The organism is Mycobacteroides chelonae, from assembly GCF_016767715.1.
In the GTDB taxonomy this organism is placed as follows: domain Bacteria; phylum Actinomycetota; class Actinomycetes; order Mycobacteriales; family Mycobacteriaceae; genus Mycobacterium; species Mycobacterium gwanakae.
Genome location: NZ_CP050145.1, coordinates 1,638,527 through 1,662,125 on the forward strand (window position 1 = coordinate 1,638,527; position 23,599 = coordinate 1,662,125).

Below are 23,599 nucleotides of genomic sequence, written 5' to 3' on the forward strand. Positions count from 1 at the left end.
CCACCATCGAGGCGCTGAGCGCTGCGTTCAGCCACGCCCGGTATGCGGGGGAGATGGATTGGGACGAGGTGGTCGACGCAGATGGGCACACCGCGACACCGGCGCCGCCGGTGCGCGAGGCCCTCATGCGCGCGCTGCTGCGGCTGGCCGCACGGCGAGCGCCGCACGAGATAACGATGGCCACCTACCGCAACGGTGACGACGCGGGGCTGGGAACCGCTCTACAACTGGTCACCGATTACACGCCGTTGCTGACCGAATCCATCACGGTGCTGCTGCGCCGTCAAGGTGTGGCGATCGTCGACCTGATGGACCCGGTCTTCACCGTGAAACGTGCCGCCGACGGCACGCTGCTGTCGGCGGTCCCGGTGGAAAACCTGCAAAGCGATATCGCGCCCGATACCGAGTGCTGGATCCACCTGCAGCTGCCGCCCTCCATCGACGCCGAGCGTCTGGGATTCATCGAAACGCAGCTACCGCACACCCTGGAGGACGGCAGCCACGTCGCGGCGGATACCGATGCCATGCGCGATGCGGTTGTCGAGCTGGCCGGCGCTCTGGACGCCTCGGCCGGTAGCGCCAGGTTCTCGTCCGCCGAGCTGACTGAGGTCGCCAACCTGCTGCGCTGGCTCGTCGACGGAAACTTCACCATATTGGGCTACCAGCGCTGCACCGTCGAGAACGGTCGCGCAACCGCTGACGAGTCGAGTCGGCTTGGCCTGCTCAAACGCCGCGAAGAGGTACTGCCGCAGCTCACCCACAACGACCAGCTACTGGTCCTCGCGCAGGCCACCACACCCACCTATCTGCGATACGCCATCTATCCGAACATCGTGGTGATCAGACAAGAAGACGGCAACGGTCCGGCCGTCGAGCATCGCCTTGTCGGTGTCTTCACTGTCGCCGCGACCAACGCCGATGTGCTGGCCATCCCGGTGATCTCCGACCGCGTGCATCAGGTGCTCGGCCGCTCAGATGCCAGCCAGGACTCGTTGGCGGGCCACATGCTGATCGAGTTCATGCAGAACCTGCCTCGTGCCGAGCTATTCGCATCGAGTGTCGATCGGCTCTACGACGTGGTGACCGCCGTGAGAAACATTGGCGCGCATCCGGGTTCGCTACTGTTCCTGCGCGCCGACGAGTTGGGGAACTTCGTCACGGCGCTGGTGTACCTGCCTCGCGACCGCTACACCACCACCGTGCGGCTGGCCATGCAAGACATCTTGGTGCGCGAACTCGGCGGTACCGGTATCGACTACACCGCTCGTGTCAGTGAATCACCCTGGGCATTGGTCCATTTCACCGTCCGCATGCCGGAGAACAGCCTGCACGGCAGCGTCGACACCTCGGAAGCCAACCGGGTACGCATCCAGGCGTTGCTCACCCAGACCACCCGGACCTGGAGTGATCGTCTGGTCCGCGCGGTGCGCCCCGATTCACCGATCGACCGCGCCTGCGCGGAGCGGTACTCGGTCATCCTGCCTGAGGTCTTCAAGACGAATGTGCCGCCCGCAGAGGCCATTGCCGATATCGCAAGAATCGAAGGGCTGCAAGAGAACTCCATCGACCTGGCCTATGACGCCGACGAGCTGGGCGCCGGCGTGCTCAGCATGTACCTCGGTGGTCGCTCGGCCTCCCTGAGCCAGGTGCTGCCGGTGTTGCACAGCATGGGTGTCGATGTGCTCGAAGAACGCCCGTATCACTTCACCCGGCCGGACGGTCTGGCGGTCTCGCTGTACGCATTCCGCATCGTGGTGCACCCGGCGATCACCCGCACCTTCGATGCCGAGGGCACCGCGCGCCGCGCCGAACTGCTCACCAACGCCATCGACGATGTGTGGCACGGCCGTGTCGAAATCGACAGATTCAACGAGTTGGTGCTGCGCGCCGGGCTCACGGCTGGACAGATCACCATCCTGCGCGGTTATGCCAAGTACCTCCGGCAGGCCGGCTTCCCCTACAGCCAGGCGCATATCGAGACGGTCCTGGCCGATAACTCCCAGACCGCACGCGATTTCGTCGAACTGTTCGAAGCCCGGTTCGACCCCGCCGTGACCGACGACACGCTGGCCGATGCCAAGGCCGCCCAAGTGCTCGCCGAGATCGACAAAGTGGTCAGTCTGGATACCGACCGGGTGCTGCGCGCGTTCTTCGGCCTGATCCAGGCCACTTTGCGTACCAACTACTTTGTGACCAAGCCGGATTCGGCGCGTGCCAACGGTGTGCTGTCTTTCAAGCTCAACCCGCGCGAGATCACCGAGCTGCCCGAGCCACGGCCCCGTTTCGAGATCTTCGTGTACTCCCCAAGGGTGGAGGGAGTGCACCTGCGCTTCGGCCCGGTCGCCCGCGGCGGGCTGCGCTGGTCGGACCGCCGCGAGGACTTCCGCACCGAGATCCTGGGTCTGGTCAAGGCACAGGCCGTGAAGAACGCGGTCATCGTTCCGGTTGGCGCCAAGGGCGGATTCGTCGTCAAGAATCCGCCAGCCAGCACCGGCGACGCCGCCGTCGACCGCGACGCGTTCCGCGCCGAGGGCGTCGAGTGCTACCGGCGCTTTATCAGCGGTCTGCTCGATATCACCGACAACCGCGACCGCGCCACCAATGCGGTCGTGCCTCCCGAGGGAGTGCGGCGCCGCGACGGCGACGACCCCTACCTCGTTGTCGCCGCGGACAAGGGCACCGCCACCTTCTCCGATATCGCCAACGATGTCGCCCTGTCGTACGGGTTCTGGCTCGGCGACGCGTTCGCCTCGGGCGGCTCCGTCGGCTACGACCACAAGGCCATGGGCATCACCGCCCGCGGCGCCTGGGAGAGCGTGAAACGCCACTTCCTGGAAATGGGGATCGACACCCAGACACAGGATTTCACTGTCGCCGGCGTCGGCGACATGAGCGGAGACGTCTTCGGCAACGGCATGCTGCTGTCCCAGCACATCAAGCTGGTGGCCGCCTTCGACCACCGGGACATCTTCTTAGACCCGAACCCCGATCCGGCATCGTCCTGGGCTGAACGTAAGAGGATGTTCGCGCTGGAACGCTCCAGCTGGGCCGACTACAACTCGGCGCTCATCAGCCCAGGTGGCGGTGTCTTCAGTAAGGCACAAAAATCCATACCGATCAGCCCCGAGGTTCGTGACGCGCTCGGAATCGACAGCGACGTCAAGGAGATGACACCTCCGCAGCTCGTCCGCGCGATCCTGCTGGCCCCGGTCGATCTGTTCTTCAACGGCGGCATCGGCACCTACGTCAAGGCCGAGAGCGAATCGCACGCCGACGTGGGGGACAAGGCCAACGATGCCGTGCGCGTCAATGGAAACCAAGTGCGCGCCCGAGTGATCGGCGAAGGTGGCAACCTTGGCCTGACATCGCGGGGCCGTATCGAGTTCGAACTCAACGGCGGTCGGGTCAACACCGACGCACTGGACAACTCCGCCGGAGTGGACTGCTCGGACCACGAGGTCAACATCAAGATCCTGATCGATTCGCTGGTCAGCGCCGGCAAGGTCGAAGCCTCCGAACGGACGGCATTGCTGGAGTCGATGACCGACGATGTTGCCACCCTTGTGTTGGCCGACAACGAATCCCAGAACAACCTCATGGGCACCAGCCGGGCCAACGCGGCCTCACTGCTGAGCGTGCACGCGCGCCAGATCGCCTACCTGGTTGCCGAACGTGGACTCGATCGTGAACTGGAGGCGTTGCCTTCCGAGAAGGAGATCGAGCGCCGCGCGGCACTCGGGATCGGTTTGACCTCACCGGAATTGGCGACCCTCATGGCACACGTCAAGCTCGGGCTCAAGGACGATCTGCTGGCCAGCGACGCCCCGGATCAAGAGGTCACGCTGCGCCGCATGGTGCACTACTTCCCGAACGTGCTGCGTGAACGATTCGACGCGGAGATCCGCCAGCATCCGCTGCGCAAAGAGATCTACGCCACCATGCTGGTCAACTCGGTGGTCGACTGCGGCGGAATCACCTACGTGTACCGGCTCTTCGAGGACGCCGGAACGGGTTCGGTGGACGGGCTCAAGACGTATGTGGCCGTGGAGGCCATCTTCGGACTGCGCTCATTGTGGGACCGCATCCGGCATGCCGATGTGCCAGTGGCGGTTTCGGATCGGCTGACGCTGGACATGCGGCGCCTGCTGGACCGCGCCTCGCGGTGGCTCATCAGCTACCGGCCGCAGCCTCTGGCTGTCGGCGCCGAGATCAACCGGTTCGCGCAGGGTATCGCCGAGCTGACCCCAATGCTCACCACGTGGCTGCGTGGTCACGACCTGGAGATCGTCACCAAGCAGGCCGAAGACCTGATGGAGCTGGGCGTTCCGGCCGATCTTGCCCGTGATGTGGCCGGCTGCCTGTACGGCTTCAGCCTGCTGGACATCATCGACATCGCCGACATCGCCGATCGTGACGGTGCGGAGGTTGCCGATCTGTACTTCACCCTGATGGACGACCTGCGGGTGGACGATCTGCTGACTGCGGTCTCCCAGCTCGAGCGCAATGACCGTTGGCATTCCCTGGCCCGGTTGGCGATCCGTGACGACATCTACTCCTCGTTGCGGGCGCTCACCATGGATGTGCTCTCCGTCGGCGAGCCCGATGAGACCGGCGAGCAGAAGATCGCCGAGTGGGAGTTCACCAATGCCTCGCGCCTGGAACGGGCCCGAGGCACGCTCGCGGAGATCTTCGCGTCGGGTGAACCGGACCTGGCGACGTTGTCGGTGGCAGCACGCCAGATCAGAGGGATGATCAGGAGCAGCATCAGCGGTCCTGCATGATGGTGCGATGAGCGTTAGCGAAGAGCAGCAGACACCGATGAGCATCGACGACAAGCCAGGTTATGTCGCGGCGGTGCCGGTCCGCTGGTCCGATATCGACATGTACCAGCACGTGAACCACGCGACGATGGTGACGATCCTGGAAGAAGCGCGAGTGCCGTTCCTGCGGGACGTGTTTGGCGCCGAGATCACCACCACTGGCCTGCTCATCGCCGATGTCCACGTGAAATACAAGGGGCAGGTGCGGCTCGCCGACTCTCCACTGCAGGTGACCATGTGGGTCTCGAAGATCAGAGCGGTGGACTTCACGATCAACTACGAGGTGCGTTCGGTGAACGCGGCGCCGGATTCCAAACCCGCGGTGATCGCGGACACCCAGCTGGTGACTTTTCACCTGGACAGCCAAACCCTGTTGCGTCTCACCGATACCCATCGCGAGTACCTGCAACGCTGGTCGCGACCGTGACCGAGGCCCCGCTGCGGGTGCCCGACGCCTACGACCGCAAGGACCTGGCGACGTTCCTTACCCGCGCCGCACGACTGGACGAGTCCGCAGTGGTGCGGCTGCGTCTTCGAGACGACGGCCGGATAGTCGTCTGGACCGCAACACAATTCGACGTGCTGGCCTGCCGCGCCGTGCGCGGTGAGCTGAGAACCCCCGATATCACCGCCGCCGTCGACGAAGTGCTGCGTGGCCTACAGGCCCCGGACGCAGACGGCTACGTGCACACGGGTTTCCCGATGGACTCGGTGTGGCGGGGTGCGTTGCCCGCCGATAGCGGATTTGAGTATCTGGACGACATTCCGGCACGGACAGTGCTCGAACTGGCGCAGCGCGGGGGAGAGCTGGCACGCGAACACGGTAGTGCCCATGGTCCACCGGTGTCGCTGCTGGACCAATCCGTCGTGACGGTCGATGGAACCGATGGCCGACCGGTCGACGTGCCGATGCGATGCGTATTTGCTTTGGCAGCAATGGGATTTGTGCCCACCAACCCCGCAGAGGATGAACCGGTGCGGGTGCGCGCCGTGCCCGCATGGTTACGGCTGGACGCCCGCTTCGGGTCGGTGTACCGCCGCCGGACCGATCTGTCGCTATCGGTCCGCTAGACGATCCAGGCCGCGGTATTGCGTGGCAGCTTGCCGTTGACGAGCGGTCCGCTGGTCAGGATGACCTCGCCCGCAGGCAAGTCCACCAGGTCACTGCTGACATTCAGGGCGCAGGTCAGCCCGCCGCCCTTGACGCGGAACGCCAGCGCGCCCGGCGGGCTGCCATACCACTCCAGGCTGGTGCCGTTGAATTCTTTTCGGTTCTTGCGTAATTCGATGGCACGCCGGTACAGCGACAGCGTGGAATCGGCCTGTTCCAGCTGATGTTCGACGGTGAAGTCTGCCCAGCCGTGAGGCATCGGCAGCCAGGTCTGATCGTTGGACGAGAAGCCATACGGGGGATCGGTGCCCTCCCAAGGGATCGGAACCCGGCAGCCGTCGCGACCCCGTTCGGTGTGGCCGGAGCGTTCCCATACCGGGTCCTGCAGGGCCTCGTCGGGTAGATCCACATTCGGCAGCCCCAGTTCGGAACCGTTGTAGATGAACACAGTTCCGGGCAGTGCCAGCATCACCAGGGCCATAGCCCGGGCCCGCCATTGGCCGATCTGGCCGTTGCCGTAGCGCGTCACCTCGCGCTCCACGTCATGGTTGGACAGCGTCCAGGTGGGGGTTGCGCCTACGGAATCGACTGCAGCAAGCGAATTTTCGATGGCGGCGCGGATCTTGTCCGCGTCGAAGTCAGCCTCTACCAGCTTGAAGTTGAATCCGAGATGCAGCTCGTCGGGCCTGACGTACTCGGCGAAGCGAGTGTTGTCGTTGACCCAGATCTCGCCGACGGCAACAACATCGCGGTACTGGTCGAGCACCTTGCGGATCTTGCGGTGGTACTCGTGTACGCCCTCGTTGTTGAAACGTGGGTCCTCATCGGCGATGTGCAGCATCGAGGTTTCGGTGTCCTCGATATCGGGGAGGCCCGGCGGCTTGGCCATGCCATGGGCGACATCGAGCCGGAAGCCGTCAATGCCACGGTCCAGCCAGAACCGCAGGGTCTCGGCGAAGTCATCGAACACTTCCGGGTTGTCCCAGTTGACATCTGGCTGTTCCGGGGCGAACAAATGCAGGTACCACTGGCCGGGTGTGCCATCGGGCTCGGTCACCCGGGTCCAGGCCGGACCGCCGAACACCGAGGGCCAATTGTTAGGCGGCAGTTCGCCGTTGACGCCCTTGCCGTCGCGGAAGATGTAACGCGAGCGAGCCTCACTGCCAGGTTCGGCGGCGAGGGCCTCGATGAACCAGCGATGCTCGGAGCTGGTGTGATTGGGCACCAGGTCCATGATGACCTTGATGTTGTGGCGGTGGGCGGAGGCGATGAGCCGGTGCATCGCGATCGATCCACCGAACAACGGGTCGATCTCCCGGGGGTTCGACACGTCGTAGCCGTGGTCGGCCATTGGAGATTTGGTAACGGGATTTAGCCAGATCCCTTGGATGCCGAGCAAATCAAGGTAGCCGAGTTTTGCTGATATGCCATCGAGATCACCTACGCCATCGCCGTCGCTGTCGCCGAACGAGCGTGGGTAGATCTGGTAGAAGACGGCTCGCGACCACCAGGGGTCGTCATGTTGGCCCAAGTAGGCGGCGGTCACGGTTGATCATTCTGCACCACGACAGCGCTGGCCTCGAATCGCGATCGACGTATCAGAAGGGTGAGTTGACCATCGACTGCGCCGCCATCTCCAGGTAGCTCCACAGCTGGGTGCGATGGTCGTCGTCAAGGGTGTTCCGGTCGATGGAGTCAACGGCGGTCCGCATGCAGCGCAGCCACGCGTCTCGCTCGATGGGGCCGATCCGATACGGCGCGTGGCGCATCCGCAGTCGAGGATGTCCGCGCTGGTCGGAGTAGGTGCGTGGGCCGCCCCAATACTGTTCCAGAAACATCCGCAGGCGATCCTCGGCACCGGTGAGGTCTTCCTCCGGATACAGGGGCCGCAGCACCTCATCGTCGGCGACAAGCTCGTAGAAACGAGCCACGATCGCATGGAAAGTGGCGGCGCCACCGACGGCGTCGTAGAAGTTTTCAGGGGTGGGGGCTGCCACGTCGTCCATTGTGCCGGTACGCACTTGGGTTGGTCAGCCGGGTTGGTTACGCGATGTTCATTGGATTGACCTGCGAACACGGCGCAAATTGTCGTGCGAAGACCGCCGAATCGTGGTGCACTGGTTGTAATGGTGCAACACAAGAAGAGCCGCGGGCACCGGCATAACAGTGCCAGCGCTGGGCCGACCCAGAACGGGTCGGCCCGAATACTGCACAGTGTCCCAGGGACGAGGGTCCCCGGGGCCATCCCCCCACAGCAATCCAACGACGCCGGTTCCCTATGGGGCCGGCGTCGTGTGTTATTGCTGAACTCCACATATGAGCCGCTCACAGCGCTGCCGATGCGCCGTGCGGTGATCATGCTGCTGTGCGGCAAGGCCGATGTGGTGCACGACGATCCGGGTGCTCCCGTCATCCATTCGGCCACCAAGTCGGTGGCGGTGCCCTCGGTGATCAGGCTCAGGACCTTCGTGCGTGTGCCTTACCGGGCCCGGGTTCCGATGACGCGGGCCGCGCTGATGCATCGCGATCGGTTCCGCTGCGCGTACTGCGGTGGACGTGCCGACACCATCGATCACGTCATCCCGCGCAGTAAGGGCGGCGCGCATTCCTGGGAGAACTGCGTGGCCTGCTGTTCGTCGTGTAATCACCGCAAGGCCGACCGGCTGCTGGCGGACTTGGGCTGGGCGTTGCACACCACACCGATGCCGCCGAAGGGCCAGCACTGGCGGCTGCTGTCGTCGGTCAAGGAACTCGACCCGGCATGGGTCCGATATCTAGGGGAGGGCGCGGCATGACTTCCCGGCGCGGTCGGCTACGGTTTGCATCGTGAGCTTTCTCAACAGCCCCACATACATCGGGATGCCGGTCTGGGTAGCCCTGATCACGCCGGTCTTCTTTGTGCTCGTCGGATTGTGGACGATGCGCAAGAAGGGCCCGCACCCCGCGACCTTCAATATGAACGACGGCTGGACGCACGCCCCGATCCTGTGGGCCGCTGTCGACGAGAACATTGGTGACGCGCACGGGCATGGCCACGGCCATGGACACGCAGGCACCGAGGCGATTGGAGGGTCCGCAAGTGGCAAGTGGTGAAGTCATCAAGACTGCTCCCGCCGATCTGCCGCGCGGGTGGGCCGAGACCATCAGCGGACGTCTCTCGGGGGTTACCGAGCCGGGCGCGCTGTCGGTTGAGTACCCGTTCCCCAACTACGAGCTGGCCACACTCGACGATGCGCTGACCTACGGGTCGCGTCAGTCGAAGGCGCGATTTTCCGTGTACATCGGCGATCTGGGATCGGACACCGCCGCCGGAGCACGCGACGTGTTCCTGAAGGTGCCGACGCCGGATGAGGCCGTGCTGATCGCGGTGTCGCCCAACCAGCATGTCGTGGAGGTCGTCTACGGCGAGGGACTCAAGGGTCGCGGTGCCGAGTCGGCCGCCGACCTGGGGGTCGCTGCTGCTGTGGCGTCGTTCAAGGAAGGCAATCTGCTCGACGGGATCATCAGCGCGGTGCGCGTGATGAGCGCCGCCATCTCGCGCCCCTGATCCCCACCTCTCTCTGCGCCGAGCGCATACCGCATGCATGCGAAATCTCTGAAATCGTTGCGTCTGGTATGCGCTCGATGCTTTTGTCGGTGGCCTGTCGCATGATTCGGCGATGGGGAGCGGGGTAATCCTTGGGAGCGAGGCGATTCGCGCGGGTTTGGTGACCCGGCATGAGCTGTCAACGACGTACGTGGCCAGGCACAAGGACGTCTACGTTCTGCGGGGCATCGCGGTAACGCCGACCATCCGTGCGGAGGCGGCATGGCTGCGATCGCGTAGGCAGGGGGTGCTTGCAGGGTTCTCTGCGGCAGCACTGCACGGGGCGCAGTGGGTTGACCCATCTCGACCGGCGGAGATTGTTGACGACCACAACCGGCGTCGCGAGCCAGGCGTAGTGACTCTTCGATGCACCCTCCAGGACGACGAGGTGTGTGTAATCGGCGGGATGCGGACCACGACTGCGGCTCGCACCGCGGTTGATCTCGCCTGCCGCTATCCGCAGGACGTCGCGGTGGCCGCGCTGGACTCTCTTGTGCGCGCTACGCAACTCGCACTGTCAGACGTCGCTGAACTCGCGTCGCGACACCCGGGTATGCGTGGCATTCGTCGGGCGCATGTAGCGCTTGATCTGGTGGATGCCGGGGCGCAGTCGCCTAAGGAGACCTGGCTGCGGCTGCTGCTGATACGGGCCGGGTTGCCGTGCCCTGCCACGCAGGTCATGGTGCATAACGGCGACTTCGTTGCGCTCGCGTACATCGACATGGGGTGGGAGGACCTCATGGTCGGCGTCGAGTACGACGGAGACCAGCACCGCAGCGACCGTCGGCAATACCTCAAGGACATCAAGCGTCTGGAGATGCTCGAGGGCATGGGCTGGCTGATTGTCAGGGTGGTCGCGGAAGACCACCCCGACGACATCATCCGGCGCGTGCGTGACGCCCTGGCTCGCCGAGCGCATACCGCAGGCAGGCGAATCGCGTGAAAGGCCTGCGCTTGGTATGCACTCGGCGTCAAACGAAGGGCCGCTACTGGGCGTCGAACTCGCGGGCCCGCAGTGACCGGACGATGCCCGCGCGCCCCTCGGAGACCAGACGACGCAGCGCCGACGGGATCTCCTTGGCCAAGAAGCCATCTGCTGACTCCACCGCACGCTGCGAGATGTCCCACGACGGGTACAAACCGATCACCACGGTCTGCGCCACCTCGCTGGAACGCCGCGCCCACACATCCTCGATGACATCGAAGTAGCGACCCGCGAACGGTGCCAGCAGCTCAGCCTGTCCGGGCTGCACGATTCCCGCGATGACCGAACGCGCGGTGATGTTCGGCAGCGTGTCATCGTCGATGACCTGCTTCCACGCCGCCTCTTTCACCTCGGCGACCGGCCTGGCCGCGCGGGCCTGGGCCGCCTGACGCTTGCCTGCGGCCGTCGGGTCGCGCTCCAGCTCGGCATCGATGAACACCGATGCGTCCGGCTCCAGTGCTCCGGAGGCCGCCAGCGCGTTCACGATTCGCCACCGTAGGTCGGTGTCCACCGTCAGGCCGGGCAGATCCAGCGACGCCGGATCGGAGTCCAGCAGCGCCTGTAGCACGACGGTATGCCCCGCCGACAACACCGAGTTGGTGAAGGCATTCACGAATGCCAGCTGGTGATCCGAGCCTGCCTCGGCGGCGCGCGCCAGTTCCAGCAGACGGTCGGCGAACGCCGGCCAGCCATGCTCGCGTGCCCACTCGGGCTCCACATACGAGCTCAACGCCGTCTGCGCCTGCAGCAGCAGACGCTGCGCCACACCGACTTCCGACTCGGCGTGCACGCCCGAGGACACCAGTGCCACGAAGTCTCGCGCCCGCAGCTCGGCCTCGCGGGTCATCTCCCAGGCCGCCGACCACGCGAGCGTGCGCGGCAGCGGCTCGGCGATATCGGCTACCCGCGAGAGCACCGTCTGAAGTGACTCGTCGTCCAGGCGCAGCGAGCAGTAGGTCAGATCGTCGTCGTTGACGATGATCAGCTTCCCTCGGGAAACACCAACCAGCCCGGGCACATCCGTCGACGGTCCTTCGACGTCCAACTCAAGCCGGTGGGCGCGCACCAGCTTGCCGTCCACGTCGTCGTAGATTCCGACGGCCAGGCGGTGCACCCGGGTCTCGCCGGCACCCGGGGCGGCCCCGGACTGCTTGACGGCGAACCGGGTGAACCTGCCGTCCGCGTCCACCTCGAAGTCGGGGGAGAGCGTATTCAGTCCGGTGGTCTTGAGCCACTGCGTGCCCCAGTCCGACAGATCGCGTCCCGAGGCCTCTTCCAGCGCACCCAGCAGATCGTCGAACGTCGCGTTGCCGAACGCGTGGTCGCGGAAGTACGACCGGAGGCCGGCCAAGAAATTCTCCAAACCGACATACGCCACAAGCTGTTTGAGCACACTGGCGCCCTTGGCGTAGGTGATGCCGTCGAAGTTCACCTCCACAGCGGCCAGATCGGGGATGTCGGCGGCGACCGGATGGGTCGACGGCAGCTGATCCTGGCGGTACGCCCACGACTTCTCGACATTGGCGAACGTGGTCCATGCCTCGGTGTACTCGGTGGCCTCCGCCTGGCACAGCACCGAGGCGAAGGTCGCGAAGGACTCGTTGAGCCACAGGTCATCCCACCAACGCATGGTGACCAGATCGCCGAACCACATGTGCGCCATCTCGTGCAGCACGGTCTCGGCACGTCGCTCATAGGAGTACTTGGTGACCTTGGAGCGGAAGACGTAGTCCTCCAGGAAGGTCACCGCACCGGCGTTCTCCATGGCGCCGGCGTTGAACTCGGGCACGAACAGCTGGTCGTACTTGCCGAACGCGTACGGAGTGCCAAAGTTCTTGTGATAGAAGCCGAATCCCTGCTTGGTTTCGGTGAAAAGCCGGTCGGCGTCCATGAACTCCGACAGTGAGGCGCGGCAGTAGATGCCCAGGTCGATGGTTCCGTGGTCATCGGAGTACACGTCGTTCCATCGCGCGTACGGCCCGGCGATCAGCGCGACCAGGTAGGTGCTCATCTTGGCGGTGGTCGCGAAGGTGTGCACACCGTCGGCAACCGATAGCGGGGCACCGTTGGAGATCACCTGCCAATGCGCCGGGGCGGTCACCGTGACATCGAAGGCAGCCTTGAGATCGGGCTGATCGAAGCACGCGAACATGCGCTTGGCATCGGCGGTTTCGAACTGCGAGTACAGGTACACCTCGTCGTCCACCGGGTCCACGAAGCGGTGCAGACCTTCACCGGTGTGCGAGTACTCGAGGTCAGCCTCGACCACCACGGTGTTCGTGGCGGCCAGCCCGTCGAGCGTGATGCCGTTCTCCTCGTCGTACCCGCTGACGTCTAGTTCGACGCCGTTGAGCTCGGCGCGGCGCACGGTGCGGGCCGCGATATCGATAACCGTTGAGGCCCCCGGCTGCGCGGTGAAGGTGACGGTGGTCGACGAGTGAAAGGTTTCTTCGCTCGGACCGCCGTTACCGTCGGTGAGGTCGAGGGTTATCGCGTAATGCTCGACATCGATCGCAGCGGCGCGGGCCGCGGCCTGGTCACGGGTGAGGTTGGGGAGTGCCACGTACCCAACGTAGCCGGTAGACGCGTCGGGAACACGGCGGCGGGAACGTGAGTTGGGACAAACTGGAGCTAACCCTGCCCGACTCACATCCGAAAGGCGCGCAATGTCTGCAGACAAGAAGGATCTCGCCGAGTTCTGGTTCGACCCGCTATGTCCGTGGTGCTGGATCACCTCGCGGTGGATCCTGGAGGTCCAGAAGGTTCGCGATATCGACGTGAAATTCCGGGTGATGAGTCTGGCCGTCCTCAACGAGGGCCGCGAGGACCTGCCGGAGCGCTACCAGGAACTGATGAAGACGGCCTGGGGACCGGTGCGGGTGGCTATCGCCGCCGAGCAGGCCAAGGGCCCCGAGATCCTCGAGCCGCTGTACACCGCGCTGGGGACCCGGATCCACAACCAGGACAACAAGGACCTCCCGGCGGTCATCGCGGAGTCCCTTGCCGAGGTGGGCCTGCCCGCCGAGCTGGCCGACGCGGCCGAGTCGACCGAGTACGACGCGGCGCTACGCGAGAGCCACCACGCCGGCATGGACAAGGTGGGCCCGGACGTGGGCACCCCGACGATCCACGTCAATGGTGTGGCCTTCTTCGGTCCGGTGATCTCCAAGATCCCGCGTGGTGAAGAGGCGGGGAAGCTCTGGGATGCGTCGGTGATCTTTGCCTCGTACCCGCACTTCTTCGAGCTCAAGCGCACCCGCACCGAGCCGCCGACGTTCGACTAGTAGCGCGGCGGCGGATTGTCGAAGGTGTACGCCTGCTGATGCGGCAGGTAGCCGTGCGGTATCGGCGGCGGCGCGGGCGGTAGCAGCGGCGGCACCGGAGGAATGGGAGTCGGCGGCAGCAGCTTGGGACGGAAGAACAACGACCCGGCCTGCTGCCGATTCCGCAGCGCCGCCGCGCGCCAGGTGTGCACAGGGTGGCTGGAGAGCATGTTGACCAGCCAGACGAAGAACCCCGTCTCCAGGGTGGCGCGGTTGGCCAGTGTGTCGAACTCGACCCGCTTGAGCAAGTACTTACCGGCCGCCATGACGCCGATGGCTCCCTGAATTCCGGTGGGGCGCATGGCGTATCCGTGGTTGTCGGCGGTGTACTCCATGGACCGCGACAGCGAGGTGCCCAGGAATGGGACGAAGTTCATCGCGGTCTGGGCGAACTGTCGCCAATAGGAGGCGTGCCCGGCGGCGATGTGGCCGACCTCGTGCCCGATGATGAAGGCCAGGGCCTCCGGATCGCGCGCCTCGCCGCCGATCTCGAACAGGTCGCTGTAGACCACGACGAACCGGCGGAAGCCGTGGCCGCTGGCGAAGGCGTTAATCTGGCCGTTGCCCAGCACGACGTAAGCGTCGGGCAGCTCCTGCAGACCGAAACGCTGCGCTGCCTCGGCGACCAGCGCGTACCCCTCGGGGAACTGGGTGGGGGACATCTTCACGCCGTTCACCCGCTGCTGCCCGTAGAGAATGCCTCGACCCAGATACAAGGTCAGGGGGGTGGCGGCCAGCGCGACGATGATGATGTTCAGATCGGCGTTCTCGGGGTCGGCGAGATACCCGACGATGCTGAAAATCGCACCGATGTACAGCAGCACTGTGAACAGGATCACGACGACGAGCAACCCGATCTCCCAGGGATGTCGACGTGGGGGATAGGTGTACTGGGGCAGTCCGACCGGGTACATGCGCGCCACGGTAACCGACCGCAGGGCAACCTGACACAATCAGCGGCATGCGCGTCTATGTCGGAGCCGATCACGCCGGATACGAGTTGAAGCAGAAGATCATCGAGCATCTTCGTGGCCGCGGCCACGAGCCGGTGGACTGCGGTGCCTTTGAGCTGGACCCGCAGGACGACTACCCGGCGTTCTGTATCGATGCCGCGCGGCGCACCGTCGCCGATCCGGGCAGCCTCGGCATCGTGCTGGGCGGTTCGGGTAACGGTGAGCAGATCGCGGCCAACAAGGTCCCCGGCGCCCGATGTGCGCTGGCCTGGAGCCTGGAGACTGCGGTACTGGCCCGCGAGCACAACAACGCCCAACTGATCGGCATCGGCGGCCGCATGCACACCGTGCCGGAGGCACTGGCCATCGTCGATGCCTTCCTTGCGGCCAAGTGGTCCGAGGAGCCGAGGCACCAGCGCCGCATCGACATCCTGGCCGAGTACGAGACCACCCACGAAGCGCCGCCGGTACCGGGCGCCAACGCGTAAACGCCTGTGCCGGAGGGGCATACCCTGCACCGGCTGGCGCGGCTGCACCAGCGCCGGTTCGCCGGTTCGGCGGTGGCTGTCAGTAGTCCGCAAGGCCGATTCGCTGAAGGGGCGGCCGCGGTCAACGGACGCACCTTGGTGAAGGCCCATGCCTGGGGCAAGCATCTGTTCCACGATTACGGCCCGGCCGGTGTGGTGCATGTGCACCTGGGGCTGTACGGCACGTTCACCGAGCTGCCGGTGCCGATGGGTGTGCCGGTGGGGCAGGTGCGGATGCGCATCGAGGGCCCGCAGTTCGGTACCGATCTGCGGGGCGCGACGGCATGTGAGCTCATCGACGCGCCGCAGGTCGACGCCATCCTGGCGCGCCTGGGTCCCGACCCGCTGCGCCCCCGATCCGACCCGTCATCCGCCTTCGAGCGGATCGCTAAGTCGCACAGGCCAATCGGTGCGCTGCTGATGGACCAGAAGATCATCGCCGGGGTCGGCAATGTGTATCGCAGCGAGGTGTTGTTCCGCCAGCGGATCGACCCGTACCGGCCCGGCAGCCACCTGCAATCCGAGGAACTCGCCGCGTTGTGGGATGACCTTGTGGACCGCATGCGAGTCGGGCTGCGCGTCGGGAAGATCGTTGTCGTTGACCCCGAATACGACCATGGCGAGCCCTCGTACGCACCGGACCGCCCGCGCACCTACGTGTATCGGCGCGCGGGTGCGCCGTGCCGGGTGTGCGGCACTCCGATCCTCACCGCGGAGATGGACGCGCGAAACCTGTTCTGGTGTCCCTCATGTCAAAACGCGTGATGTCAGCCGCGGTGACGTGTCGAGTTGTAAGCTGCACTGAGTGGGACCGCGAGTACCAATAACCCGAAAGGGGAGCTCATGACGCGACCGGGTGCGCCATTGGGAAAGCTCATGGCGCGCGCGGTGCGCGGACTGGGTTCGCACCCCGAACCCGACGATATCGAGATCCGGTTGCTGGACGCCGCCATTGAAGTACTGGCCGAGCGAGGCACACAGACGGCCACTATTGATGAGGTAGCGCGGCGGGCGAAAGTGGGCCGCGCCACAGTATTTCGGCGATTCTCCAGCAAGGATCAATTGTTCGAGCGGGCTCTTGCTCAAGAAATGCAGAAGTTCCTGGACGAACTGCAGGAACGCGCGGGCGGTTTCGACGACATCGGCGAGCGGGTCGCCGAGGGGTTCGCGGTCTGCATCGAGGTTGTGAATCACCCTCTGCTGCGCGGTGATTCACTCGTCGCCCGGATGACGGCGATAGAAGCGATCACTCAGGGCGACCCTGCCCCCATCGAGCTGGCACGGAACTATCTCGCCGCGCAGATCGACCAGATGCGGGCCGAAGGGCGTATTCCGCCGGGTGACTCCAGGCGGCAGGTCGACGTCTTGATTCATCTGGTGTTGGGATACATGGCCTCGCCCGCGACAACGATCGACCTCGGTAACACCGAAGAGGTGCGTGCGCTGGCGCGCGAGACATTCGCGCCGATCCTGCTGGCGCCCAATGTGCCCGTCAACGCGCAATAGCGCGCCCTAGAAGTCGCCGAAGTCCCCACCGAAGTCGCCGCCGCCGCTGTCCCAGCCACCGCCTTGGTCCCAGCCTCCGCCGCTTTGATCCCAGCCGGCTTGATCGGCTCCGCCTGAACCCTGATCCCAACCGCCCTGATTTGCGCCGCCGTCGTTGCCTGCGTTCAGGCCGGCGTCGTATCCGTCCGAATAGCCCTGGCCGAAACCGCTTTCGAAGCCCGAGGCGCCGTACCCGACGCCGTGCATGCCGGAGAAAAGCGAGTTGAACAGCAGCGCCGAACCCACGCCCCAGGCACCGGCGACAAGAGCGGGCTTCCACCATGGTTCGGAGTACCAGCCCGCGGGTACGGGACGTCCGGCGACGGTGCCGCCGGGGTAGTAGTTGGGGGTGCGGCCCGACGGCTCCGGGGAAGCCTCGATCTCGCGTCCCTCGAAGTTGATCCGCCGATCCTCGCTGACGGATCCGGCCTTGCTCTGCCCGGCGGTGGAGGGAAGTTCGGGTCCGGGGTCCATGCCCATGGCCAGGCGAGCCGCTCGTACGTAGTACAGCCCCTCGATGGCGCTTTCCTTGGCCAGCGTTGCCTGCGCGGGGGTCCGGGCCTGCTCGATGGCTGAGGACGCCGCGGTATAGCGCTCGGAGGCGTCGGCGAGTGCCTGCCGGGACGCGTCATCGTTCCCGCTCAGTCCCAGCACCTGACCGCCGAGGCGTTCGGTGAGGCGGCGGGCGTCGGCCTTGGCGTCCTCGAGCTGGTCGCCACGACGGCGGCTCGATCCCTGTGTGTAGATGATCGCGCCGCCGACGATCACGCCGAGGAGAAGCAGGCCCAGGATGATTTCCATGGCACCTACGGTACTGATGTGTGGAGCGGGTGACGGGAATCGAACCCGCGTAGCTAGTTTGGAAGACTAGGGCTCTACCATTGAGCTACACCCGCATGCTTGCGAGGTTGTCCCGCACGCGCTGACGAATGTACAGCGCCGGGGCGGATCAAATCCAATTCATGCCGTTGCATGTCGAGGCCGTAAGATCGCTTGGTCTCGTACGGAGTCTTGGACGAAGTATGGACGCAGGTCCGACGGGGTGTAGCGCAGCTTGGTAGCGCATCCGCTTTGGGAGCGGAGGGTCGCAGGTTCAAATCCTGTCACCCCGACAGCACGACAGCACGAAGAACCGCAGGTCACGACGATCTGCCGCGAACCATAAAGGAGCACTGCACGTGAAGAGCACCGTCGAAAAGCTGAGCCCGACCCGGGTTCGCATCAACGTCGAGGTTCCCTTCGCAGAGCTCGAACCAGATTTTTCAAAGGCCTACAAGGAGCTCGCCCAGCAGGTCCGCCTGCCCGGTTTCCGCCCCGGCAAGGCCCCCGCGAAGCTGCTCGAGGCACGCGTCGGCCGCGCCGCGGTGCTGGAGCAGGTCGTCAACTCGGCGCTCCCGGGCCGCTACAGCGAGGCCGTCACCGCGTCCGACGTCAAGCCGCTCGGACAGCCGGAGATCGAGGTCACCAAGATCGAGGACGGCCAGGAGCTGACCTTCACCGCCGAGGTGGATGTGCGTCCCGAGATCGAGCTGCCCGACCTGAGCACCGTCGCGGTCACGGTTGAGCCCGTCACGGTCGAGGACACCGAGGTTGACGCCGAGCTGGAAGCGCTGCGCGCGCGGTTCGGCACTCTCAAGGGTGTCGAGCGTGCCGCCGAGAACGGCGACTTCGTCTCGATCGACCTGTCGGCCACCGTGGACGGCAAGGAGGTCGAGGAGGCCTCGACCACTGGCCTGTCTCATGAGATCGGCTCCGGACAGCTGATCGACGGCCTCGACGAGGCCATCATCGGCCTGAAGTCCGGCGAGGAGAAGGTGTTCACCACCAAGCTGGCCGCCGGCGAATTCGCCGGACAGGATGCCGAGGTCACCGTCAAGGTCGGCTCCGTCAAGGAGCGTGAGCTTCCTGCCGCTGACGACGATTTCGCCCAGCTGGCAAGCGAATTCGACACCATCGGCGAGCTCAAGGACAGCCTCATCGAGCAGGTGAAGGGTCGCAAGCGCATCGCGCAGGCCGACGAGATCCGTAACGAGACCATCACCGCGCTGCTCGACCAGATCGAGATCCCGGTGCCCGAGAAGATCCTCGAAGAGCAGATCGGCAACAGCCTGCACGAGGCCGTCCACGGTCTGGACCACAACGAGGAGCGCCTCAACGAGCTGCTCGAAGAGCAGGGCACCTCGCGTGAAGAGTTCGACAAGGACATGCGCGAGTCCGCCACCAAGTCGATCAAGACCGAGCTGCTGCTCGACGTGATCGCCGACAAGTTCGACATCAACGTCGACCAGCAGGACCTCACCGAGCGTCTGGTCCTGATGTCGCGTCAGTACGGCATCGAGCCGCAGCAGCTGATCCAGTACCTGACCCAGCAGCAGCAGCTGCCCGGCCTGTACGTCGACGTGCGCCGCGGTAAGGCCATCGCCGAGGTCATCCGCCAGGCCAAGGTGACCGACTCCACCGGCGCGAACGTGGACGTCGACTCCGTGCTGGGGCCGCGTCGCGGTGGGGCTGACGAGGCCGCTGCCGAGCCTGATGCCGAGGAGAAGCCGGTCAAGGCCAAGAAGAGCGCGGACAGCGAGAAAACAGACAAGTCCGAAAAGGCCGAGAAGAAGGCCAAGAAGAAGAGCAAGGACGACGACGCCGAGTAGTCCGCGTCACGCTCTGAGCGAACTCGCCCGTGGCGGGGAGTGCGCAGCACCCGATGTTGGTTAATGTCGGCAGTACACGGAATTGGTTTCTTAAGCGAAATCCCGAAGAGCTAGACGAAGGCAGGTTGCACAGTGACTGAAATGCGTTCGGCGACAGCCGGGCTCAACCTGATCGACTCGGTGTATGAGCGTCTGCTCTCCGAGCGCATTATTTTCCTGGGCCAGCAGGTGGACGACGACATCGCCAACAAGCTGTGCGCGCAGATTCTGCTGCTGACGGCCGAGGACCCCACCAAGGACATCCACCTGTACATCAACTCTCCGGGTGGGTCGATCAGCGCCGGCATGGCGATCTTCGACACCATGGAGCTGTCGGAGTGCGATATCGCCACCTACGCGATGGGCATGGCGGCCTCGATGGGTGAGTTCCTGTTGGCGGCCGGTACCAAGGGCAAGCGCCACGCGCTGCCGCACGCCCGCATCCTCATGCACCAGCCGCTCGGTGGTGTCACCGGAAGCGCCTCGGACATCGCGATCCAGGCCGAGCAGTTCACGGTCATCAAGAAGGAAATGTTCCGCCTCAACGCCGAATTCACCGGCAAGAGTGTCGAACAGATCGAGGCCGATTCGGACCGCGACCGCTGGTTCACCGCGCCGGAGGCATTGGAGTACGGGTTCGTCGACAAGATCATCACCCGCGGCGATCTCAACGGCAGCAAGGGAGCATCCAAGTGATCTCGAAGCACCTCAACCCCGAGTTGGCGCCCCAAGCGCGCTACATCCTGCCCTCGTTCATCGAGCACTCGAGCTTCGGTGTCAAAGAGTCGAACCCGTACAACAAGCTGTTCGAGGAGCGCATCATCTTCCTCGGCGTGCAGGTGGACGACGCCTCGGCCAACGACATCATGGCCCAGCTGCTGGTGCTTGAGTCGCTGGATCCCGACCGTGAGATCACCATGTACATCAACTCCCCGGGTGGTTCGTTCACCTCGTTGATGGCGATCTACGACACCATGCAGTACGTCCGCTCCGACATCCGCACAGTGGTGCTGGGCCAGGCCGCCTCGGCCGCCGCGGTGCTGCTCGCCGCCGGTACCCCCGGCAAGCGGATGGCGCTGCCGAACGCGCGCGTCCTCATCCATCAGCCCGCGCTGTCCGGTGTGATCCAGGGTCAGTTCACCGACCTGGAGATCCAGGCCAAGGAGATCGAGCGCATGCGGGTGCTGCAGGAGACGACCCTGTCCCGGCACACCGGTAAGGATGCGGAGATCATCCGTAAGGACACCGACCGCGACAAGATCTTCACGGCCGAGGAGGCCAAGGAGTACGGGATCATCGACGTCGTCCTGGAGTACCGCAAGCTCTCCGCGCAGGCAGCTTCGTAGCTGCCTGCCGGCGGGCTCGGATAACAGTTGCAACACACCGGTCTCGGGTGCGCGTCATCGGCGGCTTCGGTCGGTGCGAGGCGATATGTTCTCCAGCACGGCAGGGTGTAAATGCCGTCGGTGCTATTCGGTTTATCGGTCGCGGGGTGTCCGGTATAGCGGGTAGCGTCGTGACCAACAGGTCAGAGGACGTGCTGACACCACGATCCACCACCATGTGACAGGAAGTAGGACTGGCCACCATGGCACGTATCGGAGACGGCGGCGACCTGCTGAAATGCTCGTTCTGCGGAAAGAGCCAGAAGCAGGTCAAGAAGCTCATCGCCGGCCCCGGCGTGTACATCTGCGATGAATGCATCGACCTCTGCAACGAGATCATCGAAGAGGAACTGGCCGACGCCGACGACGTCAAGCTCGATGAGCTGCCCAAGCCCGCGGAGATCCGTGAGTTCCTGGAGAACTACGTCATCGGCCAGGACACCGCGAAGAAGACGCTGGCAGTCGCCGTCTACAACCACTACAAGCGCATCCAGGCCGGCGATAAGGCCCGCGACGCCCGTGGTGAGACCGTTGAGCTGGCCAAATCCAACATCTTGATGCTCGGCCCCACCGGTTGCGGCAAGACCTACCTGGCCCAGACGCTGGCCAAGATGCTCAACGTGCCGTTCGCCATCGCCGACGCCACCGCCCTCACCGAGGCCGGATACGTGGGCGAGGACGTGGAGAACATTCTCCTCAAGCTGATTCAGGCGGCCGACTACGACGTGAAGCGTGCCGAGACCGGCATCATCTACATCGACGAGGTCGACAAGATCGCCCGCAAGAGCGAAAACCCGTCGATCACCCGCGACGTCTCCGGCGAGGGTGTGCAGCAGGCGCTGCTGAAGATCCTGGAAGGCACGCAGGCTTCGGTGCCCCCGCAAGGCGGCCGCAAGCACCCGCATCAGGAGTTCATCCAGATCGACACGACCAACGTGCTGTTCATCGTGGCCGGCGCCTTCGCGGGCCTGGAGAAGATCGTGTCGGACCGCGTCGGCAAGCGCGGCCTGGGCTTTGGTGCCGAGGTCAAGTCGAAGGCCGATATCGACACCACCGACCACTTCGCCGAGGTCATGCCCGAGGATCTGATCAAGTTCGGGCTGATCCCCGAGTTCATCGGTCGCCTGCCGATCGTCGCCTCGGTGACCAACCTGGACCGCGAATCGCTCATCACGATCCTGTCAGAGCCGAAGAACGCGTTGGTGAAGCAGTACACCCGCCTCTTCGACATGGATGGCGTCGAGCTGGAGTTCAGCCAGGATGCGCTGGAAGCCATCGCCGATCAGGCCATCCATCGTGGCACCGGCGCTCGTGGTCTGCGCGCCATCATGGAAGAAGTGCTGCAGCCGGTGATGTACGACATCCCCAGCCGCGACGATGTCGCCAAGGTTGTCGTGACCGGGGAGACCGTCATCGACAACGTGCTGCCGACGATCGTGCCGCGCAAGCCCTCCCGTGCCGAACGGCGCGATAAGTCCGCGTAGTTCGCCGTGCTGAGCGCCATGGAGCTGGCGCGGGCCGAACGTATCGACCTCGCCGATTTTCTGGCGGGTCTAACCCCCGAACAGTGGGATGCGCCGTCGCTGTGTACCCAGTGGCGGGTGCGCGATGTGGTGACACACATGATCGGGTACGAGGACCTCAGCCGGGCAGAGTTCTACTCGCGCGTGGCCAAGGCGGGTTTCAACCCGAATAAGGCCAACGCGAACCGTGTTGCCGAACTGGCCGGGCGGACCCCCGCGCAGTTGCTGGAAATGGTTCGGGCGGCGGAAGTACCGGGAGTGTTGACATCGGGATTTGGCGGCCGGATTGCCTTGCTGGACGGCATCGTCCATCAACAGGACATCCGTCGCCCGCTGGGGATCCCGCGCGAGATTCCGGGGGAGCGGATGCGCGTCGCCATGGATTTCGCGCGCTGGGCACCCCCGATCCGGGGCGCGTTGCGCGCCCGCGGTGTGCGGCTTGTGGCTACCGACCTCGACTGGTCACGCGGCAGCGGGCCCGAGGTCACCGGCCCCGCTGAGGCGCTGCTGATGGCGATGGCCGCGCGGCCCTGCGCGCTCGCAGATCTCGAAGGCCCGGGTAAATCGACCCTGGCGCAACATATTTCGTAAACCCTCGTAAGCTGGTAGTGATGTCCACCGAGTTCATGAGCCAGCCGACGCTGGAGGGGCCAACGCTCACCCTGCGTCCATTGGCAGACGACGACCTTGAGCCGCTCTACCGTGCGGCCAGCGATCCGCTCATTTGGGCGCAGCACCCGAGCTCGGACCGTCACCAGCGGCCGGTCTTCGAGAAATGGTTTGTGGAGGCCCTCGCCGCAAAATCGCTTGTCATCATCGATCACTCCACCGGGGAGATGATCGGCTCATCCCGTTTTTACGAGTGGGACCCGGACAAGCGCGAGGTCGCGATCGGGTACACGTTCCTCACTCGCGAGTACTGGGGCGGCACGGTGAATGCTGAGCTCAAGACGCTCATGCTGGACTACGCGTTCATCAACGCCGACCTGGTGTGGTTCCACGTGGCTGCCGACAATCTGCGGTCGCAGAAGGCGCTCGCCAAGATCGGTGCCCACGAGCACCACCGCCAGAAGCGTGAGATCAACGGCGCGCTGGAGGATTACGTGTACTTCACCATCACCGCCGCCGACTGGCGAGACGCCTCCGACTGAGCG

At 64.8% G+C, this 23,599-nt stretch carries 22 protein-coding genes and 2 tRNA genes; 18 read left to right on the forward strand and 6 right to left on the reverse strand.

What is annotated here, in order from left to right; all coding sequences use genetic code 11:
- The first annotated feature begins 110 nt into the window (after window positions 1-110).
- Genes HBA99_RS08095 through HBA99_RS08105 form a run of 3 tightly spaced genes read left to right on the forward strand, consistent with a single transcriptional unit; the run spans window position 111 to window position 5,891 of the window.
- Window positions 111-4,781: an NAD-glutamate dehydrogenase gene (locus tag HBA99_RS08095; protein ID WP_070952290.1), complete on the forward strand. Its 4,671-nt coding sequence runs from the start codon at window positions 111-113 to the stop codon at window positions 4,779-4,781.
- 37 nt (window positions 4,782-4,818) lie between these two features.
- Entirely contained in the window at window positions 4,819-5,247 is a 429-nt protein-coding gene (locus HBA99_RS08100; protein ID WP_070916371.1) for an acyl-CoA thioesterase, read from the forward strand.
- Window positions 5,244-5,891: a DUF8185 domain-containing protein gene (locus HBA99_RS08105; protein ID WP_070951279.1), complete on the forward strand. Its 648-nt coding sequence runs from the start codon at window positions 5,244-5,246 to the stop codon at window positions 5,889-5,891. Before HBA99_RS08100 ends, HBA99_RS08105 begins: the two co-directional genes overlap by 4 nt.
- On the opposite strand, the gene HBA99_RS08110 is transcribed toward HBA99_RS08105, so the two are convergent.
- Together HBA99_RS08110 and HBA99_RS08115 are read right to left on the reverse strand one after the other, a co-directional pair.
- Window positions 5,888-7,477, reverse strand: coding sequence for a glycoside hydrolase family 13 protein (locus HBA99_RS08110; RefSeq protein WP_057964980.1), 1,590 nt, complete (start codon window positions 7,475-7,477; stop codon window positions 5,888-5,890). The two genes, HBA99_RS08105 and HBA99_RS08110, sit on opposite strands and share 4 nt — an antisense overlap.
- A 52-nt stretch (window positions 7,478-7,529) precedes the next feature.
- Window positions 7,530-7,937 carry a globin gene (locus HBA99_RS08115; protein WP_057968502.1) on the reverse strand — a complete coding sequence of 136 codons (408 nt, stop codon included), beginning with the start codon at window positions 7,935-7,937 and terminating at the stop codon, window positions 7,530-7,532.
- A 237-nt stretch (window positions 7,938-8,174) separates the two neighbouring features.
- Between HBA99_RS08115 and HBA99_RS08120 the strand changes: the two genes are divergently transcribed.
- The 4 genes from HBA99_RS08120 (at window position 8,175) to HBA99_RS08135 (ending at window position 10,460) form a co-directional block, all read left to right on the forward strand.
- Window positions 8,175-8,726: an HNH endonuclease gene (locus HBA99_RS08120; RefSeq protein WP_109418737.1), complete on the forward strand. Its 552-nt coding sequence runs from the start codon at window positions 8,175-8,177 to the stop codon at window positions 8,724-8,726.
- 31 nt (window positions 8,727-8,757) lie between these two features.
- On the forward strand, window positions 8,758-9,024 hold the full coding sequence (ctaJ, locus tag HBA99_RS08125) for an aa3-type cytochrome oxidase subunit CtaJ (RefSeq protein ID WP_030095090.1): 267 nt from the start codon (window positions 8,758-8,760) through the stop codon (window positions 9,022-9,024).
- Window positions 9,011-9,478 (forward strand): DUF5130 domain-containing protein, encoded by a 468-nt coding sequence (locus HBA99_RS08130; RefSeq protein WP_030095091.1) that lies wholly within the window; start codon window positions 9,011-9,013, stop codon window positions 9,476-9,478. The genes ctaJ and HBA99_RS08130 overlap by 14 nt, the downstream gene beginning before the upstream one ends.
- 112 nt (window positions 9,479-9,590) lie before the next feature.
- The gene (locus HBA99_RS08135) at window positions 9,591-10,460 is read left to right on the forward strand and encodes a hypothetical protein (protein WP_070951278.1); all 870 of its coding nucleotides are present in this window, start codon (window positions 9,591-9,593) and stop codon (window positions 10,458-10,460) included.
- 43 nt (window positions 10,461-10,503) lie between these two features.
- On the opposite strand, the gene pepN is transcribed toward HBA99_RS08135, so the two are convergent.
- Window positions 10,504-13,065, reverse strand: coding sequence for an aminopeptidase N (pepN, locus tag HBA99_RS08140; RefSeq protein WP_070923849.1), 2,562 nt, complete (start codon window positions 13,063-13,065; stop codon window positions 10,504-10,506).
- Between the two features lie 103 nt (window positions 13,066-13,168).
- Between pepN and HBA99_RS08145 the strand changes: the two genes are divergently transcribed.
- A complete protein-coding gene (locus HBA99_RS08145) occupies window positions 13,169-13,786 on the forward strand; it encodes a mycothiol-dependent nitroreductase Rv2466c family protein (RefSeq protein ID WP_030095094.1) in 618 nt (205 codons plus the stop codon).
- Here the strand turns inward: HBA99_RS08145 and HBA99_RS08150 are convergent.
- A complete protein-coding gene (locus tag HBA99_RS08150) occupies window positions 13,783-14,739 on the reverse strand; it encodes a M48 family metallopeptidase (RefSeq protein WP_057968506.1) in 957 nt (318 codons plus the stop codon). The genes HBA99_RS08145 and HBA99_RS08150 overlap by 4 nt on opposite strands.
- Before the next feature lie 47 nt (window positions 14,740-14,786).
- Between HBA99_RS08150 and HBA99_RS08155 the strand changes: the two genes are divergently transcribed.
- The 3 genes from HBA99_RS08155 to HBA99_RS08165 all read left to right on the forward strand — a co-directional run bounded on the left by HBA99_RS08155 (window position 14,787) and on the right by HBA99_RS08165 (window position 16,811).
- On the forward strand, window positions 14,787-15,266 hold the full coding sequence (locus HBA99_RS08155) for a ribose-5-phosphate isomerase (RefSeq protein WP_030095096.1): 480 nt from the start codon (window positions 14,787-14,789) through the stop codon (window positions 15,264-15,266).
- A gap of 6 nt (window positions 15,267-15,272) precedes the next feature.
- A complete protein-coding gene (locus HBA99_RS08160) occupies window positions 15,273-16,070 on the forward strand; it encodes an Fpg/Nei family DNA glycosylase (RefSeq protein WP_057968507.1) in 798 nt (265 codons plus the stop codon).
- Between the two features lie 78 nt (window positions 16,071-16,148).
- Window positions 16,149-16,811, forward strand: coding sequence for a TetR/AcrR family transcriptional regulator (locus HBA99_RS08165; protein WP_030095098.1), 663 nt, complete (start codon window positions 16,149-16,151; stop codon window positions 16,809-16,811).
- Window positions 16,812-16,817: 6 nt separating this feature from the next.
- Here HBA99_RS08165 and HBA99_RS08170 read toward each other — a convergent pair whose 3' ends face one another.
- Entirely contained in the window at window positions 16,818-17,651 is an 834-nt protein-coding gene (locus HBA99_RS08170) for a hypothetical protein (protein ID WP_070951277.1), read from the reverse strand.
- A 21-nt stretch (window positions 17,652-17,672) separates the two neighbouring features.
- Window positions 17,673-17,746, reverse strand: a tRNA-Gly gene (locus HBA99_RS08175).
- Between the two features lie 142 nt (window positions 17,747-17,888).
- Here HBA99_RS08175 and HBA99_RS08180 point away from each other — a divergent pair.
- The 7 genes from HBA99_RS08180 to HBA99_RS08210 all read left to right on the forward strand — a co-directional run bounded on the left by HBA99_RS08180 (window position 17,889) and on the right by HBA99_RS08210 (window position 23,596).
- Window positions 17,889-17,962: transfer RNA gene (locus HBA99_RS08180), tRNA-Pro, on the forward strand.
- Window positions 17,963-18,028: 66 nt separating this feature from the next.
- The gene (gene tig, locus HBA99_RS08185) at window positions 18,029-19,498 is read left to right on the forward strand and encodes a trigger factor (RefSeq protein WP_057968508.1); all 1,470 of its coding nucleotides are present in this window, start codon (window positions 18,029-18,031) and stop codon (window positions 19,496-19,498) included.
- Window positions 19,499-19,639: 141 nt separating this feature from the next.
- Entirely contained in the window at window positions 19,640-20,233 is a 594-nt protein-coding gene (locus HBA99_RS08190) for an ATP-dependent Clp protease proteolytic subunit (RefSeq protein ID WP_109398847.1), read from the forward strand.
- Window positions 20,230-20,883, forward strand: coding sequence for an ATP-dependent Clp protease proteolytic subunit (locus HBA99_RS08195; protein WP_046253161.1), 654 nt, complete (start codon window positions 20,230-20,232; stop codon window positions 20,881-20,883). The genes HBA99_RS08190 and HBA99_RS08195 overlap by 4 nt, the downstream gene beginning before the upstream one ends.
- Before the next feature lie 242 nt (window positions 20,884-21,125).
- The gene (clpX, locus tag HBA99_RS08200) at window positions 21,126-22,406 is read left to right on the forward strand and encodes an ATP-dependent Clp protease ATP-binding subunit ClpX (protein WP_030095103.1); all 1,281 of its coding nucleotides are present in this window, start codon (window positions 21,126-21,128) and stop codon (window positions 22,404-22,406) included.
- Between the two features lie 18 nt (window positions 22,407-22,424).
- A complete protein-coding gene (locus HBA99_RS08205; RefSeq protein ID WP_057968510.1) occupies window positions 22,425-23,036 on the forward strand; it encodes a maleylpyruvate isomerase family mycothiol-dependent enzyme in 612 nt (203 codons plus the stop codon).
- A gap of 20 nt (window positions 23,037-23,056) precedes the next feature.
- The gene (locus HBA99_RS08210) at window positions 23,057-23,596 is read left to right on the forward strand and encodes a GNAT family N-acetyltransferase (RefSeq protein ID WP_044104318.1); all 540 of its coding nucleotides are present in this window, start codon (window positions 23,057-23,059) and stop codon (window positions 23,594-23,596) included.
- Window positions 23,597-23,599 lie beyond the last annotated feature (3 nt).

What these genes read in the sequence shown, in the direction of transcription:
- HBA99_RS08100 (WP_070916371.1), top strand. Translation starts at nt 4,819, where the DNA reads ATGAGCATCGACGACAAGCCAGGTTATGTCGCGGCGGTGCCGGTCCGC.
- HBA99_RS08210 (WP_044104318.1), top strand. Translation starts at nt 23,057, where the DNA reads ATGTCCACCGAGTTCATGAGCCAGCCGACGCTGGAGGGGCCAACGCTC.
- HBA99_RS08155 (WP_030095096.1), top strand. Translation starts at nt 14,787, where the DNA reads ATGCGCGTCTATGTCGGAGCCGATCACGCCGGATACGAGTTGAAGCAG.
- HBA99_RS08170 (WP_070951277.1), bottom strand. Translation starts at nt 17,651, where the DNA reads ATGGAAATCATCCTGGGCCTGCTTCTCCTCGGCGTGATCGTCGGCGGC.
- HBA99_RS08115 (WP_057968502.1), bottom strand. Translation starts at nt 7,937, where the DNA reads ATGGACGACGTGGCAGCCCCCACCCCTGAAAACTTCTACGACGCCGTC.
- HBA99_RS08165 (WP_030095098.1), top strand. Translation starts at nt 16,149, where the DNA reads ATGACGCGACCGGGTGCGCCATTGGGAAAGCTCATGGCGCGCGCGGTG.
- HBA99_RS08190 (WP_109398847.1), top strand. Translation starts at nt 19,640, where the DNA reads ATGCGTTCGGCGACAGCCGGGCTCAACCTGATCGACTCGGTGTATGAG.
- HBA99_RS08145 (WP_030095094.1), top strand. Translation starts at nt 13,169, where the DNA reads ATGTCTGCAGACAAGAAGGATCTCGCCGAGTTCTGGTTCGACCCGCTA.
- clpX (WP_030095103.1), top strand. Translation starts at nt 21,126, where the DNA reads ATGGCACGTATCGGAGACGGCGGCGACCTGCTGAAATGCTCGTTCTGC.
- HBA99_RS08150 (WP_057968506.1), bottom strand. Translation starts at nt 14,739, where the DNA reads ATGTACCCGGTCGGACTGCCCCAGTACACCTATCCCCCACGTCGACAT.
- HBA99_RS08135 (WP_070951278.1), top strand. Translation starts at nt 9,591, where the DNA reads ATGGGGAGCGGGGTAATCCTTGGGAGCGAGGCGATTCGCGCGGGTTTG.
- HBA99_RS08205 (WP_057968510.1), top strand. Translation starts at nt 22,425, where the DNA reads ATGGAGCTGGCGCGGGCCGAACGTATCGACCTCGCCGATTTTCTGGCG.